This window comes from Bradyrhizobium sp. MI1.10, assembly GCF_055811035.1.
Genome location: NZ_JBVVPN010000041.1, coordinates 1 through 16,354, shown reverse-complemented (window position 1 = coordinate 16,354; position 16,354 = coordinate 1). Strand labels below are relative to the sequence as shown.

Below are 16,354 nucleotides of genomic sequence, written 5' to 3'. Positions count from 1 at the left end.
CACGATCGAGAGATCACGCGGTATGGGTCTTGGCTTTCGCCAGGACGACAGTTGAGAGCGAGGCAAGAGCCGAGCCCTCAAAACGGCTCGTCATCCGGCCCGTAGCGGTCTCGCTTTGGTGTCGCGATGTCGCCGTCTTCGTAATCATCGTCTTCGGTGTCGCGCGGAGGCGGAGGCTTCTTCGCCTTGTCTTTTGCTGGCGTGTCGTCCGCAATTTTGGGCGGCGCGCTCGGCTTGCCGATCTTGGCCATGGCTGGTCCCGGATGGTGATGCTGCGGCCGATCCTATCCGGAAGATATGTGCGGTTCCTGACTTATCTCAAGTCGTCAGTGCACCACCGGCCCGCCGGCCTTCTTCCAGGCGTCGATGCCGCCGGCGATGTGGGCGGTGTTGGTGAGCCCGGCCTCCTTGGCGGCGGCGACGGCCATCGCCGAGCGTTCGCCGAAGGCGCAGAAGAACACGACGCGGCGGCCGGTGGCGGCCGCGACCTCGCGCAGCATGCCGCCGGGCTTGAGGCTGTCCTCGACGGACGGATAGGGCGTATGCAACGCGCCTTCGAGCATGCCGTGCTTCATCCGCTCATTGGTCTCGCGCAAATCGACCAGCAGGATATCGGGACGGCCGAGGCTGCGGATCGCCTCGACGGCGCGGAGCGCGCGGCCCTCTTTCTCCAGCTCCTCCTGGTGCAGGCCGACATGCATGTTGGCGGGCACCGCAACGTCCATCATCTTCGGATTGGGCAGCTTCAGATTGGCCATCAGCTCGATATAGTCGTCGACCGAGCGAACCTGGAGCCGCGGATTGTAGCGCTTCTCCTCGCCGATGGTGGAGACGGTGTCGCCCTTGTAGTCATGCGCTGGGAACACCATGGTCTCGTCGGGCAGCTTCAGCAGCCGATTGAAAATAGACTCATACTGCGCGCGCGAAGAACCGTTCTGGAAATCGGTGCGGCCGGTGCCGCGGATCAGCAGCGTGTCGCCGGTGAAGACGCGGTCGCCCATCAAATAGGAATAGGAATCGTCGGTGTGGCCGGGCGTGTACATCACGTCGAGCGCCAGGCCCTCGATCGTCACCTTGTCGCCGTCGGCAACCCGCATCGCCACCACGTCGGCCTTGGTCTGGTCCCCCATCACGGTCATGCAATGGGTGCGGTCGCGCAGCTCGCCGAGGCCGGTGACGTGGTCGGCATGGAGATGGGTGTCCACGGCCTTGACCAGCTTGAGATCGAGCTCGCGCAGCAGCTGGCAGTAGCGGTCGACCTTCTCCAGGACGGGATCGAGGATCAGCGCCTCGCCGCCGGGGCGGCTCGCCAGGAGATAGCTGTAGGTACCCGAAACACTGTCGAAGAGCTGACGGAAGATCATGGCAAGACCCGGCGTGAATTACCCGGAGATTCTACTACATTTCGGGCTCACAAGAGAAGCAATTCACTACGCAAGCAAGAAAATTTGGAAGATTTTTATTCCTGTGACCGGCGAGTGGGCGTCACTTGGCCACCGCTGTCATTCCCCGCGAAGGCGGGGAATCCAGTACGCCGCGCCCTTTCCGTATCCCTCGCGGTCTCGGAGTACTGGATCGCCCGCCTTCGCGGGCGATGACACCGACTGTGCCGCGACGCTTTGCCCCGACAAAAGGCTCAGGGCCGCACCAATGTGTACCCGTTCTCGCTGAGAAACAGGATCTGCCCGACTCCGACCTGCACCGGCGTGGCGGCGGGGATGAAGTCCGGCCGCTTGCCCGTTTCTCGCTCGATCGTGTCGACGGTGTTGAGACAGATGTCGAAGCGTACGCCTTGCGCGATCAGGCTCTCGACCTGCTTGCGGCGCTCGCTGCCTGATAACAGGAGATCGATGCCGGGACCGAACGCCACCACCTCGATTGCGACCTTGTCGGGGTCGTAGGCCTTCAGCAAATTGTTGGCGACGCTGAGCACCAGAGCTTGCTTCCTGGCATCGCCATCGGAGAGCTGCAGCACGATCTTGTGCTCGGCGAACGGCTTGTCCTGGAGCGGCACCTGTTGCGCAAACGCCGGCGGCATCGCCGCCCAGGCGAACAGCGCCAGTAGCATCGCGGATAGGGCTTGCGACCGCATCATCCCTGTCCTGCAATGCCCGGATTACCCTCGACGCCCTTTAGCGTGACGCCGGAGCCGAGCCGCTCCTGAAACATCCGGCCGGACCGCAGATATTTCGCCACCACATCCCACACCGGCGCGCCTTGCTGGCCGTTGACCGAGGCCCAGCCCGCGACCTTGTAGCGGTGGCTGGCACTGAGCGCCTTGCCGCCATTGAGCTTCAGCTCCGAGATGCGGCTGCCGATCGCCGCCGTCGGCGTACAGGTGTAGCTGAGCCCGCCGGCGCGGACCATGTCGCCGCCCTGCTGGTAGTAGGGATCGGTATTGAAGAGATTGTCGCAGACGTCTTCCAGCACGTCCTTGATCTGGGCTCCCGTCATCTCCTGCACATAGGTCTCGGGATAGCTGATCGCGGTTTCCGCGAGCAAATCCTCCATCGTCAGCGCCTGGCCGGACAGCCCGGTGACGCCCCAGCGGAAGCCCGGCGACAGCGCGATCTCGGCGTCGAGCTCGGTGCGCAGCGCGCTGCAGATCAGCTCGTCGACCGGGCCGGCGAAATTGTCGCGGCGATACAGCAGGCGATCGGGCGTCGCGATCTTTTCCGACCAGTCGTTAGCGAAGGGCGCCCGCAACCGGCCGATCAGTTCGGCCATCCCAGGATCGGGTTTCAACAGCTCGGAATAAACCGGCAGCAGATGATATTTGACGTCGCCGACCTTGCCTTTTTCGAGCGCGAGATCGAGCACGGCAAGAAATTTTCCGTTGGAGCCGGCATTGGTGACGAGCGTCGTGCCGCTGGCATTCTTCACGGCGATGGGCTGCGGGATCGCATCATGGGTATGTCCGCCGAGGATGACGTCGATGCCGGTGACGCGGCTTGCAAGCTTGAGATCGACGTCCATGCCGTTGTGCGACAGCAGAATGACTGCATCGACCTTGTCGGTGCCGCGCAAGCGGTCGACATGCTTCTGGAGTTCCTCCTCGCGGATGCCGAAGGACCAGTCCGGCGTGAACCGTTTGGGATGCGCGATCGGCACGTAAGGGAAGGCTTGGCCGACGATCGCGACGCGATGGCCGCCGAGCTCCTTGATCAGGGAGGGCTTGAACACGCGCCCCGTCGCCTTGTCGAAGGCGGGGGCGTCGTTGAATGCGGCTTCCTCCGTGAGAAAGACGTTCTGCGCCAGAAACTCGCCCTTGAAGCGCGCGAGATTGTCGCGCAGCGCCTGCTCGCCGTAGGTGAATTCCCAATGCCCGGTCATCGCCTCGATGCCGAGCAGGTTTGCGGCCTCGACCATGTCGCGGCCCTGCATGATGTTGGCGAGTCCCGTGCCTTGCCAGAGATCGCCGCCGTCAACGAGCATGGAGTGTTTTTCGCCGGCATCGCCGCGCAAGCGGTCGATCAGCGTCTTCAGATGGGCGAAGCCGCCGAGCTTGCCGAAACGGCCTGCGGACTTCTCGAACTCGAAGCAGCTGAAGGCATAGGCGTCCGCGCTGTCGGGCCTGATGCCGAAACGGTCGAGGAAGGCGCGGCCGACCAGATGCGGCGGCCGTCCCGCCATCTCGCCGATCCCGATATTGACGCTGGGCTCGCGAAAATAGACCGGATTGAGTTGCGCATGCGTATCGGTGAGGTGAAGGATGCGCGCATTGCCGAACCGTTCGATGTCGTAAATGCTCGCGGCCTCAGCACCGCGCGCAAGCCGTGGCAGGCTAAGCGATGCGGCAGCAAGGCCTGCATTCTTCAGGAAATCGCGGCGGCGGATCGCCATCCAGAAATTCTCCGCGCCCTCTCATGGCCGCAAGGCTGTTGCACAAGCGAACAGTCTAGCGGATTTCCATCGCCTTCCAGGCTTCTTTTTCGGAAATCGCCTGGAAGATCGACGCTTTCGCCAGCGCCTCGGCCTCCCTGGCTGCGGCCACGGCGCGGTCGTAATCGCCGCCATCGGCCGCCTTCTTCGCGGCGGCCAGCGTCGAGACGGTCACGGTCCACTGGTTGCGCATGCCGGCGGCCTCCTTGGAGGAGGCCTCGGCGGCGGCATAGGCCGCCTTGTAATCCGCCTCGTTTGCCGCACGCGCCGCCGGCGCGAGGCTCAGAGCGAGCGGCAAGGCAAGCACCACGGCGAGAGCAAGCGACCGCTTCATGGCCGCGCTCCCGGTCCCGATATCGGCAGGCCGTTGGCGACGTAGGACAGGAAATATTCGACGTCGCGATATTCATCCGCCTGCGGCTCCAGCGGAACCGCGCGGGTCTGGCTGTTACAGGTGACGAAGCGGCGACTGGTCGTGCCCATGCCGCTCCATTCGGAGCGGTAGATCGGCATCGCGTTCAGAATGCCGAGCGCCGGCGCCAGGATCTCGGCGCGGATGCGCTCGCCCGGGCTCTGCACATGGCAGCTCGCGCAGGAGAAATTCAATTGGCCGCGGCGGGTGTAGAAATAGCGCTTGCCGTTCTCGAATGCCGCGAGCGCGCGAGGATCGTCGGGGATCTTGATGTCCATCGGCTTGCCGCGCGAGGTGAAGGCCATGTAGGCGGTGAGCGAGGCCATCTCGTCCTTGACGTAGGAATAGGGCGCCTCGCCATTGGCCTCGCGGCAGCGGCTGAGCGCCAGCTCCAGCGTGACGACCTTGCCTTCCTTCTCGTCGAAATAAGGATAGTTCTGGCGGATGCCGATGCCGCCGTTCGGGAAGCAGTCGGCATAGGTCTTGCCGTTCTTGAACGGGGTGGCGAACATTTCCTTGCCGGCGTCGAGCGCGAACTCGTAGGGCGGGAATTCCTCCTTCTCCTGCCACTGCCGCTTCATATCCTCGTTCATGGAATAAGGACCGTTGACGAAATCTTCGTGCTTCACGGTCGGAAACTTCTGGAAGAAGAAGTTCTGGAACGCCTTGGCATCGGCGACGGGATCGACCTTGTCGGCCGCCACCACGCGCGGAGAGGTGAGGGCCAACGCGACGAGCGCGGCGCTCAACGAACCAAGCAGGATGGAGGTGCGGGCCTTCATCACGAAATCTTCGCGGTGGTCGTGTCCGACGCACCCTTGTTATCCGTCCAGGAGACCTTGAGATCGTCGCCCTTCTTGGCCCCCTTGAAGCTGAACTTGACATAGGGGTCCTTCGAGACCGCGGTGCCCCAATCGGCAACGAAGACGTCCTTGCCGTTACATTCGAATTTCAGCTGCTGGATGTAATGCGCCGGGATCAGCTCGCCCTTGGCGTCCTTGACGAAGCCGGTATCCATGGGGTGCTGAATCAGCGCCTGCACCTCGGTGATGTCGCCGTTGGCGGTGGCGCGGACGCGAATGCTGGATGCCATCTCGATCTTCCTCGCTTAGCCGCCGCAGCCGCCGACGGTGACCTTGACCTCTTTGGTCGCGCTGTAGAGCTTGCCGTCGGCCTCCACGATCGCAACGACGTTGGTGGTCTTGGCCATCTTCAGCCGGTTGGCGACAGCAGGGATCGTGCCTTCGGGAATCGTGTAGGACGCGGCCAGCGCGCTGGGATTCTCGGCCACGAAGAACGAGATCGAGGTGACCTTGTCGAGCGTCGTCGCCACCGAGATCGGCACCACGCCGCCGTTCTCGGCGATCTCGGGGGCGTCCAGCTTGACCTTGTCGGACGGCTCGGCGGTTTTGCCGTACAGCGCCTTGATGGCGTCCGCCTCGCTCTTCTGCTTGAAGGCCTCTTCGGGATATTTGTCGTTGGCCGCAGCGCGCGCGGGCGCGGCGCCGAACGGCAGATTGCCGAGGCCGAGCAGCGCGACCGAGGCTGCGCCCTGAAGGATCAGGCGCCGCGTCGCGCTTGGGCCGGTGAGTGTGGTCATCTCGGGTCTCCCAACCAAATCTCGTGGCGTGCCTGAAGTCACAGGGTCTGCAGGAAATCAACGATCGCGCTGATCTCCTGTTCGGTCAAAATCCGGTTCCGGCCGAACGGCGGCATCATGGTCTGCGGATTGCGCTTGGACTCGTCGAAGATGATCGCGGCCAGCTCGTTGCGATCGGGGTACTTGGCCTTGAGGTCCTTCAGTTCCGGCCCGATCGTTCCCGGCAGGTCGCCACCCTTGATCACGTGGCAGGTCAGGCAATTGCCCTTGCCGCGGTCGAAAGCGAGTTTCTGGCCGTCGGCCACAGCGGACTGCGCCCACGCCGGGCTGGCGAGGCCGGCGGCAATGGCCAGCAAGATGAACAGAACGGGCGTCCGGGAAAAGGCGGTCACGGCGTTATTCCGAGGCGTTATATCGATGGTCTCGATCGCGAAATAGAAGCGTTTCCAAAGCACAAAGGGCACCGCCTGACAATCAAGACTATGCACGCGACAAAATGAAGTTAATATCTTCCCCATTGCAACTAATGAGATTATTTGTTCAGCCGATTTGGCCCGAGAGTTTAGGGCCGTGGCGCGGGCCGGCTGTTTCCCGAGCGTTTGGGCGCTCAACCTGTTTTCATCGCGTTCTCGTTTTTTCAAGGGGACCTCACTTGGCTGAATATGTCGTCGAATTCGGCAGGGATGGCGGTCGGGTCGAGTCGGATGGTCGGCTCGATGCGCCGGCATTTCATCGCAATCACGAGCCGCTCTGGGCGGCGCTGGAGAAGCATCTCGCCGGCTGCACCGGCAACGTGGTCGAGCTCGGCAGCGGAACCGGCCAGCACGTGGTCTACTTCGCCCGTCACACGCCTGGCCTGATCTGGTGGCCCAGCGATCTCAACCAGCGCCACCTCAAGAGCATCGAGGCCTGGCGTGTTCATTCAGGCCTGAAAAACATCCGCTCGCCGCTGCGGATCGATCTCACCGATCCGGACTGGTGTCCGGAGATGAAAAGCGGGCAGGCACCGTCGAGTCTTGCCGCATTGTTCTGCGCCAATGTCATCCACATCGCGCCATGGAGCGTCGCCGAGGGCCTGTTCGCCGGCGCCGGCCGCTATTTGCGGGCCGACGGCAAGCTGTTCCTCTACGGTCCGTTCAAGCGCGGCGGCAAGCACATCGCGCTCAGCAACGCCGTGTTCGACACCTCCTTGCGTGAAGGCAATCCCGACTGGGGCGTGCGTGACATCGCCGATGTCGAGGCGCTCGCGCGCGGCGCAGGTCTTCGCCTTGTCGATACCATTGACATGCCAGCGAACAATCTCACGCTGGTGTTTTCGCGCTAAGCCCAGACGGCGCTGCGCTCCCTCCCTCGCCTGCGGGGGAGGGTTGGGGAGAGGGTGTCTCCGCAATGGGGTATTCCCTAGAGGATAGAACCCTCACCCGGCGCTTCGCGCCGACCTCTCCCGCAAGCGGGCGAGGTGCACCGCCTGCTGCGCTCCCACTGATTCAATCAAGAGGTCGTCAGCCCTCGCCGTCCTTCCACCCGATCTTCTCCTTCAAGAACCGAAAGCCAATCACCTCGAACCCGGCGCGCTCCTTGTTGTCCTTGCCGTAGCCGTGGCCGCCCGCTTCAGGCTCGTAGAACCAGGCCTCGTAGCCCATGGCCTGGAGCTTTGCCGCCATCTTGCGCGCATGCCCGGGATGGACACGGTCGTCGCGCCGCGTGGTGGCGATCAGGATCGGCGGATAGGGCTGGCCGGCTTTGACGTTGTGATAGGCGGAGTAGGTCTTCAGCCAGTCCCATTCCTCGGGCTTGTCGGGATCGCCATATTCCGCGATCCAGCTCGCGCCGGCGAGCAGCTTCGTGTAGCGGCGCATGTCGATCAGCGGGATGGTGCAGAACAGCGCGCCGAAACGTTCGGGGTATCGCACCAGCATGTTGGTGATGAGGATGCCGCCGTTGGATCCGCCCTGCGCGGCGATGCGCTTTGCCGTCGTCACGCCGCGGCGGACGAGATCGGCGGCAACGGCGGCGAAATCATCGTGCGACAGCTTCTTGCCGGCGTATCGCCCCGCATCGTGCCAGCGCGTACCGAATTCGCCGCCGCCGCGCAAATTCGCCTGCACCGTGGTGCCGCCGCGCTCCAGCCACAGCTTGCCGAGCGACGAATTGTAGTACGGCTTCACGGCGAGGCCGAAGCCGCCATAGGCGCTCGTATAGACCGGTGCATCGCCGGTCTCGCGAGCGGGGCCGGTCTGCACATAGGGAATGCGCTCGCCGTCGATCGAGATCGCCTCGTGCTGGGTGACCACGAGGCCGTCGGCGTTGAATGTTTTCGGCGCCTGCTTCAGCACGATCGGGCTCGCGACGCCGCGCTCGATGAGCAGCAGCGACGGCGGCGTCAGCGGATCCTGCACATTGGCAAGCAGGTCGCCGTTGCTCTCGGAGGGATGGCGATCCAGCGGCCAGATGTCGACCACGCCGATCTGCGGCAGGCCGCCAAGTGATTCGCGGCTCCAGCTTGTGGCGGACGGCGTGCAGATCTCGAATTGCGGCTGGAGCTCGTCGAGGATCGACAGCACCAGCCTGCCCCCGGCCCAGAACAGGCCTTGCAGGGCACGGCGAGGTTCGGGCGCGAACAGCACCGCGAAATCGCGGCTGCCGGCGAGGAAGGCCGGGAGCGAGATGCCGAGCACGGTGTCGGCGGCATAGGTTCTGCCCTCGATCGACCAGGCCTCGCGCAGCTTCATCGCGAACCAGTCGCCATGCGCCTGCAACCAGATGCCGGTCGGCAGATCGAGCTTCGTCGTCGTGCCGTCGGCGTCGCGCAGCCAGAGCGCATGATTGAAGAAGTCGATCTGGTCGACGATCCAGCTGCGCGGGGCCGCAGCGGTGTCGTCGACGATGCCGGAGATCGCCATATGATCGGCCGTGGTCTCGATGATCATTTGCGCCTGATCGACAGGCTGGCCGCGCCGCCACAGGCGAACCGTTCGCGAATATCCCGAGCTCGTCGCCATGCCTTCGCCATGGGCGCTCGACAGCAGCAGCGTGTCGGCATCGAGCCAATCGGCGCCGCCCTTGGCTTCCGGCAGCGCAAATCCGTCCGCCACGAAACTCTTGGTGCCGAGGTCGAATTCCCGCAAGGTGACGGCGTCGCTGCCGCCGCGCGACAGACTCAAAATGGCGCGCGCGCTTCCCGGCTGAGTGGTGATGCCGCTCAGCAGCCAGTCCTCGCCTTCGCGTGCCGCGAGCTGGTCGACGTCCAGCAGGATTTCCCACGCGGGATGCGATTTGCGAAACTCGGCGAGCGAAGTCTTCCGCCACAAGCCGCGCGGGTTGGTGGCGTCCTTCCAGAGATTGTGCAGTTCGTCGCCGCGCCGGCTGACATAGGGAATGTTGTCGGGACGATCGTAGATCGCCGCGAGCATGTCGCGGTCGCGCGCGAAGGCGGTCCCGCCGAACGCGTCGAGCGTCAGGCTGTTCTGCCGCGTGACGAAATCGAGCGCCTGCTTGCCTTCGACCTCCTCCAGCCAGAGCCAGGGATCGTCGTCGGGAGCGCTGAGCGTAGGCCTGTCGTCGACGGACATGAACGAAACTCCGGAAGGTCGCGGCGGATAGGATTTGATCGAGCGCAAGCCGTCAAGTGCGCGGCCCATTATCATCGGCCCGATTGCGTCAGAGGCATGGCCTGCGCCCGTTTGCGCCGGTTGCCCGCCCTCTCGCGTCCCGCCATAGTGGCGGGAATCAAGCGAGCCTTTGAAAGCCTTTGAAGCCCCTCGAAAGCCCGTTGGGGCGGAAATGCCGATGCTGGATGTGACTGCAACCAATGAGATCGCCGCCGACGCCCGCGTGCGTGCCAATGTGGTGCGCCTTGCCGCCGCGCAGGCGCTGACCGGCGCCAACTCGGCGGTGATCTTCGCAACCGGCGCGATCGTCGGCGCGACGCTCGCGCCCGACGTCTCGTTCGCAACCGTGCCGATCTCGATGTATGTGCTCGGCCTCGCCGCCGGCACGCTGCCGACCGGCGCGATCTCGCGCCGCTTCGGCCGCCGCGTCGCTTTCATCGTCGGCACCGGTGTGGGCGCGCTGACCGGTCTGCTCGGCTGCTTCGCGATCCTGCACGCTTCGTTTCCGTTGTTCTGTCTGGCGACTTTTCTCGGCGGCCTCTACGGCGCGGTGGCGCAGTCCTACCGCTTCGCTGCCGCCGACGGCGCCAGCGCGGCGTACCGGCCCAAGGCGGTGTCCTGGGTGATGGCGGGCGGCGTGTTCGCCGGCGTGCTCGGTCCACAGCTCGTGCAATGGACCATGGATGTCTGGCAGCCCTATCTGTTCGCCTTCAGCTTCCTGGTCCAGGCGGCTGTCGCGCTCATCGCGATGGGCATCGTCGCCGGGGTCGACATGCCGAAGCCGGCAGCGGCCGATCTTCACGGCGGGCGGCCGCTGCTCGAGATCGTGACCCAGCCGCGTTTCATCGCGGCGGCGCTGTGCGGCGTCATCTCCTATCCCATGATGAATCTGGTGATGACCTCGGCGCCGCTCGCCATGAAGCTGTGCGGCTTGAGCGTTTCCGATTCCAATTTCGGCATTCAATGGCACATCGTCGCCATGTACGGGCCGAGCTTCTTCACGGGTGCGCTGATCGCCCGCTTCGGCGCGCGGAAGGTTGTTGCCGCCGGCCTGCTGCTGGAGGCCGGCGCGGCCAGCATCGGCCTGTCCGGCATCACCGCGATGCATTTCTGGGCCACGCTGATCATGCTCGGCATCGGCTGGAATTTCTCCTTCATCGGCGCCTCCGCGCTGGTGCTGGAGACGCACCGGCCGCAGGAGCGCAACAAGGTGCAGGCCTTCAACGATTTCCTGGTGTTCGGCATGATGGCGATCGGTTCGTTCTCGTCCGGCCAGTTGCTCGCCAGTGACGGCTGGTCCGCGGTGAACATGGTGGTGTTCCCGCCGGTGCTGCTCGGGCTCGCCGTGCTCTCGCTGGCGTCCTTTGCCCGCCGCCGCAAGGCGCGGCTCGACGCGGCCATGGGCGAGTTCCCGGACGCGATCTGAGATGGCGGGAGGCTGTCAGCAGCGTTGATAGTTCGATCCAGGCCGAAGTGATTTTCGGGGCGAGTTGCTTAGATGTCATCATGGCCGGGCTTGTCCCGGCCATCCACGTCTTGGGCGCCCGGATCGAAGAACGAGGATGCTCGGAACAAGTCCGGGCATGACGGAGTAAGCGGCATGCTCGACAATCCTCAACATCCCACGATCGACGAGTCCTCTCTCCGCTACGAAGGCTGGCGCATCGTTGCGGTCTGCTTCCTGCTCGCGACCTTCGGCTGGGGGCTCGGCTTCTACGGCCAGAGCGTCTATGTCGCCGAGCTCCAGCGCGCGCACGGCTGGTCGGCCTCGCTGATCTCGTCCGGCACCACGTTCTTCTATCTGTTCGGCGCGCTGCTCGTCGTCTTCGTCGGCGAGGCCGTCAACACATACGGCCCGCGCCTCGGCCTGATCGCGGGGACGCTGGCGATGTCCGCCGCGGCGGTCGCGATCGGCGCGGTGCGTGAGCCGTGGCAGCTTTATCTCGCGAACGCCGTGCTCGCCTTCGGCTGGGCCGGCACGAGTCTGGCCATGATCACCAACACGATCAGCCTGTGGTTCGACCACAAGCGCGGTATGGCCATCAGTCTCGCGCTGAACGGCGCAAGCTTCGGCGGCATCGTCGGCGTGCCGCTGCTGGTGACGTTGATCGGCCATGTCGGCTTCGCCAGCGCGATGTTTATCGTCGCCGGCGCCATGCTGGCGTTGCTCGTGCCGGTGATCCTGGTTGTCGTCGGCCGCCCGCCCGATCTCCATGGCCGGCGCGCCGCGACGAAAACGAAACCGCAATCGTCGGCGCAGATTCGCAGCCAGGCGTTGCGCGATGTCGGCTTCCTCACGGTGACAATTGCCTTTGCTTTGGTGCTGTTCGCGCAGGTCGGCTTCATCGTCCACCTGATCTCGTTCCTCGATCCCGTGATCGGGCGCGAGCGCGCGGCCGTCGCGGTTGCGGTGCTGACCGCGATGGCGGTGATCGGCCGGGTGCTGTTCTCGCTGGTGATCGACCGCCTCAATCAGCGGCTTGCCTCGGCGCTGTCGTTCCTGAGCCAGGCCGTCGCGCTGTGTGTCGTCATCAATCTGCACAATGACTATTTGCTGATCGCCGCCTGCGCGTTGTTCGGCTTCTCGGTCGGCAATCTCATCACGCTGCCGTCGCTGATCGTGCAGCAGGAATTCGATTCCGCCTCGTTCGGCGTGCTGATCAGCCTCAACACCGCGATCAACCAGGTGACTTATGCATTCGGCCCCGGCGTGGTCGGTTTTCTGCGCGATTTCTCCGGTGGCTATGAGCTGCCGTTCTATTTGTGTATTGCGCTGGAGCTGGTAGCGGCGGCGCTGATCATGGTGCGGGGGAAGCCGCATGCGACGACTGCGTAGAGGCGCGGCGTCGCTTCAACATCCTCCGTCATTGCGAGCGCAGCGAAGCAATACAGACTGCTACTGCGGAAAGATTCTGGATTGCTTCGTCGCTTCGCTCCTCGCAATGACGAGGAGAGAGTTGAGTTTAAGCCTCCCGCTGCTTCAGCAGCCCGTCCACATCCAGCCGCTTCGTAAACATCGACAGCTTGCCATCCGGCCCGAACGGCCATTGCTCCCGCGGCTTGTCCCAATACAGCTCCACACCGTTCTGGTCGGGATCGCGCAAATACAGCGCCTCGCTGACGCCATGGTCGCTCGCCCCGTCGAGCGCAATGCCGGCCGAGAGCACGCGGTGCAGCGCATCCGCCAGCGCGGGCCGCGTGGGGTAGAGGATCGCGGTGTGATAGAGCCCGGTCGTGCCTGGCGGTGGTGGCGAGCCGCCCTTGCTCTCCCAGGTGTTGAGCCCGATGTGGTGGTGATAGCCGCCGGCCGAGATGAAGGCCGCGCCGGAGCCCATGCGCTGCATCAGCTCGAAACCGAGCACGCCGCAATAGAAGCCGAGCGCGCGATCGAGATCGGCGACCTTGAGATGGACGTGGCCGATCCTGGTGCCGGCGGCGACGGCTTGGTTCTGCGACATGCGGCTGCTCCGTTGATGGACTCCACATAAGCCCGGGCTCGGAACAGTGCTACTGACCTATCCCGAAACCCAGCGTTTCCGGATAGGCAACTTACGACAGCTCCCGCGCCTCGCCCTCCGGCAGCTCGAACTCGAACGTGTTCAGCGTCATCGACACCAGCGTGTAATAGCCGCAGAGACCAATCACCTCGACCACGCCGCGCTCGCCGAGCAGCTTTACCGCCTCATCATAGAGACCCTTCTCGACGCCATGGCCCTCATGCAGCGACTTCGCGACGTCGTAGATCATCTTGCCCTTGGGATCGTCGAAGACAGGCGTGCGGCGGTCGCGGATCGCGTCGATGATGTCGGGGTCCATGCCGCCGGCAAGCGCGAGGCGCTTGTGCGCGTACCATTCGTAATGCGCGGTCCAGTGCCGCGCCGTCACCAGGATCGCGATCTCCGAAAGTTTTGCGGGGAATATCGTGTCGTAGCGCAGGACCTCGCCGAGCCGCGTGGCATGACGGGCCATGTCGGGACTGTTCAGCCACGCCATCATCGGTGCCGGCGGCTTGCCGCGCTTGCCGGCAATCGACTCGTCATAGGTCTGCCGCTGGCTCTCGTTCATTTCGCCAGGCGAAAGAAGCTTCAGGCGCATTGTTGTTTCCTCTTTGTTTTCAAGCTCGCCGTGGCCGCGACTATAGCGGATGCGTGACACGGAAGTGGTTGAATTCCGCGGGAGCTTGGCCCAGAGTCGTGCCCAACAAGCCGATTTTGAATGATGGAAACGACCCATGACTGACTCCAGGGCCAGCGAGACTGAGACCGCCGATCTCGAAACATTCCGCAGCGAAACGCGCGCCTGGTTGGAAGCCAATTGCCCGCCGGAGATGCGCAAGCCCGCAACGTCCGACGCCGACGTGTTCTGGGGCGGACGTAACGCAAAATTCTCGTCCGAGCCGCAGCGCATCTGGTTCGAGCGCATGCGCGACAAGGGCTGGACCGTACCCGATTGGCCGAAGGAGTACGGCGGCGGTGGCCTGAGCGCCGCCGAGCACAAGGTGCTGCGTGCGGAGATGGGACGAATCGGAGCGCGCCCGCCGCTGTCGAGTTTTGGCATCTGGATGCTCGGGCCGGCGCTGCTGAAATACGGCAACGACGCGCAGAAGAAAGAGCACCTGCCGAAAATCGCAGGGGGCCTGATCCGCTGGTGCCAGGGCTATTCCGAGCCGAACGCCGGCTCCGATCTTGCCTCGCTGCAGACCCGCGCCGAGAGCGACGGCGACGATTTCGTGATCACTGGGTCGAAGATCTGGACGTCCTATGCCAATTACGCCGACTGGATCTTCTGCCTCGTCCGCACCGATCCCGCCGCGAAGAAGCATGACGGCATCAGCTTCATCCTGTTCGACATGGCCTCGAAGGGCGTCTCGACCAAGCCGATCCTGCTGATCTCCGGCTACTCGCCGTTCTGCGAGACGTTCTTCGACAATGTCCGCGTGCCGAAATCGCATGTGGTCGGCACCGTCAATCGCGGCTGGGACGTCGCGAAATATCTGCTCCAGCATGAGCGCGCGATGATATCAGGCATGGGCGAGCGCGGCGTCGGCCGTCCGCTAGGCCAGATCGCGGCCGATTCCATCGGCACCGATGCGCTGGGACGGCTCGACGATTCCATGCTGCGCGGCCGGATCGCCAGCTTCGACGTCGATGAAGCCGCCCTTGCAGCCTGCGCCGAACGCGCGGTCGATCTCGCCAAGGCGGGGCAGGCGCATCCGGCGTTCTCGTCGGCAATGAAATATTACGGCACCGAGCTCAACAAGCGCCGTTACGAGATCCTGATGTCGGCCGGCGGTGTCGATGCGCTGGAATGGGAGAGCGAGCGCTCCAGGCAAGGCGCCCGTCCGCGCGCCTGGCTGCGCACCAAGGCCAACTCAATCGAGGGCGGCACGACCGAGGTCATGCTCGGCATCGTCGCCAAGCGCATTTTGGATTTGCCGGGGGCCTAGCAAAAGTCCTCATCCTGAGGAGCGGCCGTCAGGCCGCGTCTCGAAGGATGAGTGGGGCCTGCATGGTTCGAGACGGCGCTTTGCGCCTCCTCACCATGAGGTTCAACCACCGAATTCAGTCGAACCGCATTTTGTTGGAGCCCGTCATGGCCCTCGTCCTCACCGAAGAACAATCGATGCTCCGCGACAGCGCGCGCGGGTTGATCAGCGACAAGGCGCCGGTGTCGCATTTGCGCCATCTGCGCGACAGCAAGGACCCCACCGGCTTTTCCAGGGAGTTTTGGCATTCCTTCGCCGAGATGGGCTTTGCCGGCTTGCTGGTGCCGGAAGAGTTCGGCGGCAGCGGCCTCGGCTATGTCGAGGCCGGCGTGGTGATGGAGGAGATCGGCCGCACGCTGATGCCGTCGCCCTTCCTCGCCACCAGCGTGGTCGCGGCCTCGGCGCTGAACCGTGGCGGCAATGCCGCGCAGAAGTCGGAATATCTGCCGAAGATCTCCAACGGCTCCCTGCTGGCGACGCTTGCGGTCGACGAGGGTGCAAAACATCGCCCGCTTCAGACCGGCCTCCAGGCCGTGCGCGCCGGCAATGGTTTCAGGCTGTCCGGCGCCAAGGCGCTGGTGGTCGACGGTCACGTCGCCGACCTTCTCATTGTCGCGGCACGCACCGCCGGCTCGGCCGGCGAACGCGAGGGGCTGACGCTGTTCCTGGTCAACCCCAAGGCCAAGGGCGTTGCGATCGAGCGCACCATCATGGTCGACGCGCACAATGCGGCGCGGATCGAGCTTGCCAATGTCGAGGTCGACGCCGACAGCGTGCTGGGCGAGATCGACCAGGGCGCCGCACTGCTCGACGGCGTGCTCGATATCGGGCGCGGCGCGGTAGCCTCCGAAATGGTCGGCTTGAGCGAAGAAGTGTTCAACCGCACCGTCGAGTACCTCAAGAGCCGCAAGCAGTTCGGCAAGTTGATCGGCGAATTCCAGGCGCTGCAGCACCGCGCCGCCGAACTCTATGTCGACATCGAGATCACCCGCGCCGCCGTGATGAAGGCGCTGCAAGCGCTCGATACGGACGTCGCCAAGGCGGCGTCAAGCGTCGCAGTGGCAAAAGCCCGCGCCGGCACCACCGCCACGCGCGCGGTGCAGGAAGGCGTGCAGATGCATGGCGGCATGGGCATGACCGACCAGTTCGACATCGGCTTCTTCATGAAGCGCGCGCGCGTGTGCGAGGAATTGTTCGGCGACGCCAATTACCACACCGAGCAGCTGGCGAGGGCGCGGGGGTATTGAGGCGAGACGGGTGTGAGGTCCAGGGCGTCGCCTCACAGGCGGTGGGGGGGGGGGGGGGGGGGGGGGGGGGGGGGGGGGGGGGGGGGGGGGGGGGGGGGGGGGGGGGGGGGGGGGGGG

17 protein-coding genes are annotated in these 16,354 nt (G+C 64.5%); 5 read left to right on the top strand and 12 right to left on the bottom strand.

The features are described from left to right. Window positions 1-77: 77 nt before the first annotated feature. From AC0L3K_RS31835 to soxX, 9 genes are all read right to left on the bottom strand, one after another. A complete protein-coding gene (locus AC0L3K_RS31835; protein ID WP_007598023.1) occupies window positions 78-251 on the bottom strand; it encodes a hypothetical protein in 174 nt (57 codons plus the stop codon). Window positions 252-326: 75 nt separating this feature from the next. After that, window positions 327-1,364 (bottom strand): MBL fold metallo-hydrolase, encoded by a 1,038-nt coding sequence (locus AC0L3K_RS31830; RefSeq protein WP_007598021.1) that lies wholly within the window; start codon window positions 1,362-1,364, stop codon window positions 327-329. Between the two features lie 272 nt (window positions 1,365-1,636). Beyond that, window positions 1,637-2,095, bottom strand: coding sequence for a DsrE family protein (locus AC0L3K_RS31825; protein WP_354127053.1), 459 nt, complete (start codon window positions 2,093-2,095; stop codon window positions 1,637-1,639). After that, the gene (gene soxB, locus AC0L3K_RS31820) at window positions 2,092-3,843 is read right to left on the bottom strand and encodes a thiosulfohydrolase SoxB (protein ID WP_473367525.1); all 1,752 of its coding nucleotides are present in this window, start codon (window positions 3,841-3,843) and stop codon (window positions 2,092-2,094) included. Before soxB ends, AC0L3K_RS31825 begins: the two co-directional genes overlap by 4 nt. Window positions 3,844-3,898: 55 nt before the next feature. After that, the gene (locus AC0L3K_RS31815) at window positions 3,899-4,216 is read right to left on the bottom strand and encodes a hypothetical protein (protein WP_007598015.1); all 318 of its coding nucleotides are present in this window, start codon (window positions 4,214-4,216) and stop codon (window positions 3,899-3,901) included. Further along, on the bottom strand, window positions 4,213-5,076 hold the full coding sequence (gene soxA, locus AC0L3K_RS31810) for a sulfur oxidation c-type cytochrome SoxA (RefSeq protein ID WP_473367524.1): 864 nt from the start codon (window positions 5,074-5,076) through the stop codon (window positions 4,213-4,215). Before soxA ends, AC0L3K_RS31815 begins: the two co-directional genes overlap by 4 nt. Then, window positions 5,076-5,387 carry a thiosulfate oxidation carrier complex protein SoxZ gene (soxZ, locus tag AC0L3K_RS31805; RefSeq protein WP_204513134.1) on the bottom strand — a complete coding sequence of 104 codons (312 nt, stop codon included), beginning with the start codon at window positions 5,385-5,387 and terminating at the stop codon, window positions 5,076-5,078. Before soxZ ends, soxA begins: the two co-directional genes overlap by 1 nt. Window positions 5,388-5,402: 15 nt before the next feature. Further along, the gene (gene soxY / locus AC0L3K_RS31800) at window positions 5,403-5,894 is read right to left on the bottom strand and encodes a thiosulfate oxidation carrier protein SoxY (protein ID WP_473367523.1); all 492 of its coding nucleotides are present in this window, start codon (window positions 5,892-5,894) and stop codon (window positions 5,403-5,405) included. A 38-nt stretch (window positions 5,895-5,932) separates the two neighbouring features. Continuing rightward, window positions 5,933-6,286 carry a sulfur oxidation c-type cytochrome SoxX gene (soxX, locus tag AC0L3K_RS31795; RefSeq protein ID WP_473367540.1) on the bottom strand — a complete coding sequence of 118 codons (354 nt, stop codon included), beginning with the start codon at window positions 6,284-6,286 and terminating at the stop codon, window positions 5,933-5,935. A gap of 260 nt (window positions 6,287-6,546) precedes the next feature. On the opposite strand from soxX, the gene AC0L3K_RS31790 reads away from it, so the two are divergent. Continuing rightward, window positions 6,547-7,218 carry a DUF938 domain-containing protein gene (locus AC0L3K_RS31790; protein WP_007598007.1) on the top strand — a complete coding sequence of 224 codons (672 nt, stop codon included), beginning with the start codon at window positions 6,547-6,549 and terminating at the stop codon, window positions 7,216-7,218. 178 nt (window positions 7,219-7,396) lie between these two features. Here the strand turns inward: AC0L3K_RS31790 and AC0L3K_RS31785 are convergent, their stop codons facing one another. Further along, the gene (locus AC0L3K_RS31785) at window positions 7,397-9,466 is read right to left on the bottom strand and encodes a prolyl oligopeptidase family serine peptidase (RefSeq protein WP_473367522.1); all 2,070 of its coding nucleotides are present in this window, start codon (window positions 9,464-9,466) and stop codon (window positions 7,397-7,399) included. A 217-nt stretch (window positions 9,467-9,683) separates the two neighbouring features. Between AC0L3K_RS31785 and AC0L3K_RS31780 the strand changes: the two genes are divergently transcribed. Together AC0L3K_RS31780 and AC0L3K_RS31775 are read left to right on the top strand one after the other, a co-directional pair. Then, the gene (locus tag AC0L3K_RS31780) at window positions 9,684-10,931 is read left to right on the top strand and encodes an MFS transporter (RefSeq protein WP_473367521.1); all 1,248 of its coding nucleotides are present in this window, start codon (window positions 9,684-9,686) and stop codon (window positions 10,929-10,931) included. A 174-nt stretch (window positions 10,932-11,105) separates the two neighbouring features. Then, entirely contained in the window at window positions 11,106-12,341 is a 1,236-nt protein-coding gene (locus AC0L3K_RS31775) for an MFS transporter (protein WP_473367520.1), read from the top strand. 127 nt (window positions 12,342-12,468) lie between these two features. Here the strand turns inward: AC0L3K_RS31775 and AC0L3K_RS31770 are convergent, their stop codons facing one another. After that, window positions 12,469-12,963: a VOC family protein gene (locus AC0L3K_RS31770; protein ID WP_473367519.1), complete on the bottom strand. Its 495-nt coding sequence runs from the start codon at window positions 12,961-12,963 to the stop codon at window positions 12,469-12,471. Window positions 12,964-13,054: 91 nt separating this feature from the next. Continuing rightward, window positions 13,055-13,600, bottom strand: coding sequence for a carboxymuconolactone decarboxylase family protein (locus tag AC0L3K_RS31765; protein WP_007597998.1), 546 nt, complete (start codon window positions 13,598-13,600; stop codon window positions 13,055-13,057). Window positions 13,601-13,736: 136 nt separating this feature from the next. On the opposite strand from AC0L3K_RS31765, the gene AC0L3K_RS31760 reads away from it, so the two are divergent. Next, on the top strand, window positions 13,737-14,951 hold the full coding sequence (locus tag AC0L3K_RS31760; RefSeq protein WP_007597997.1) for an acyl-CoA dehydrogenase family protein: 1,215 nt from the start codon (window positions 13,737-13,739) through the stop codon (window positions 14,949-14,951). A gap of 146 nt (window positions 14,952-15,097) precedes the next feature. After that, the gene (locus AC0L3K_RS31755; RefSeq protein WP_473254652.1) at window positions 15,098-16,237 is read left to right on the top strand and encodes an acyl-CoA dehydrogenase family protein; all 1,140 of its coding nucleotides are present in this window, start codon (window positions 15,098-15,100) and stop codon (window positions 16,235-16,237) included. Window positions 16,238-16,354: the final 117 nt, after the last annotated feature.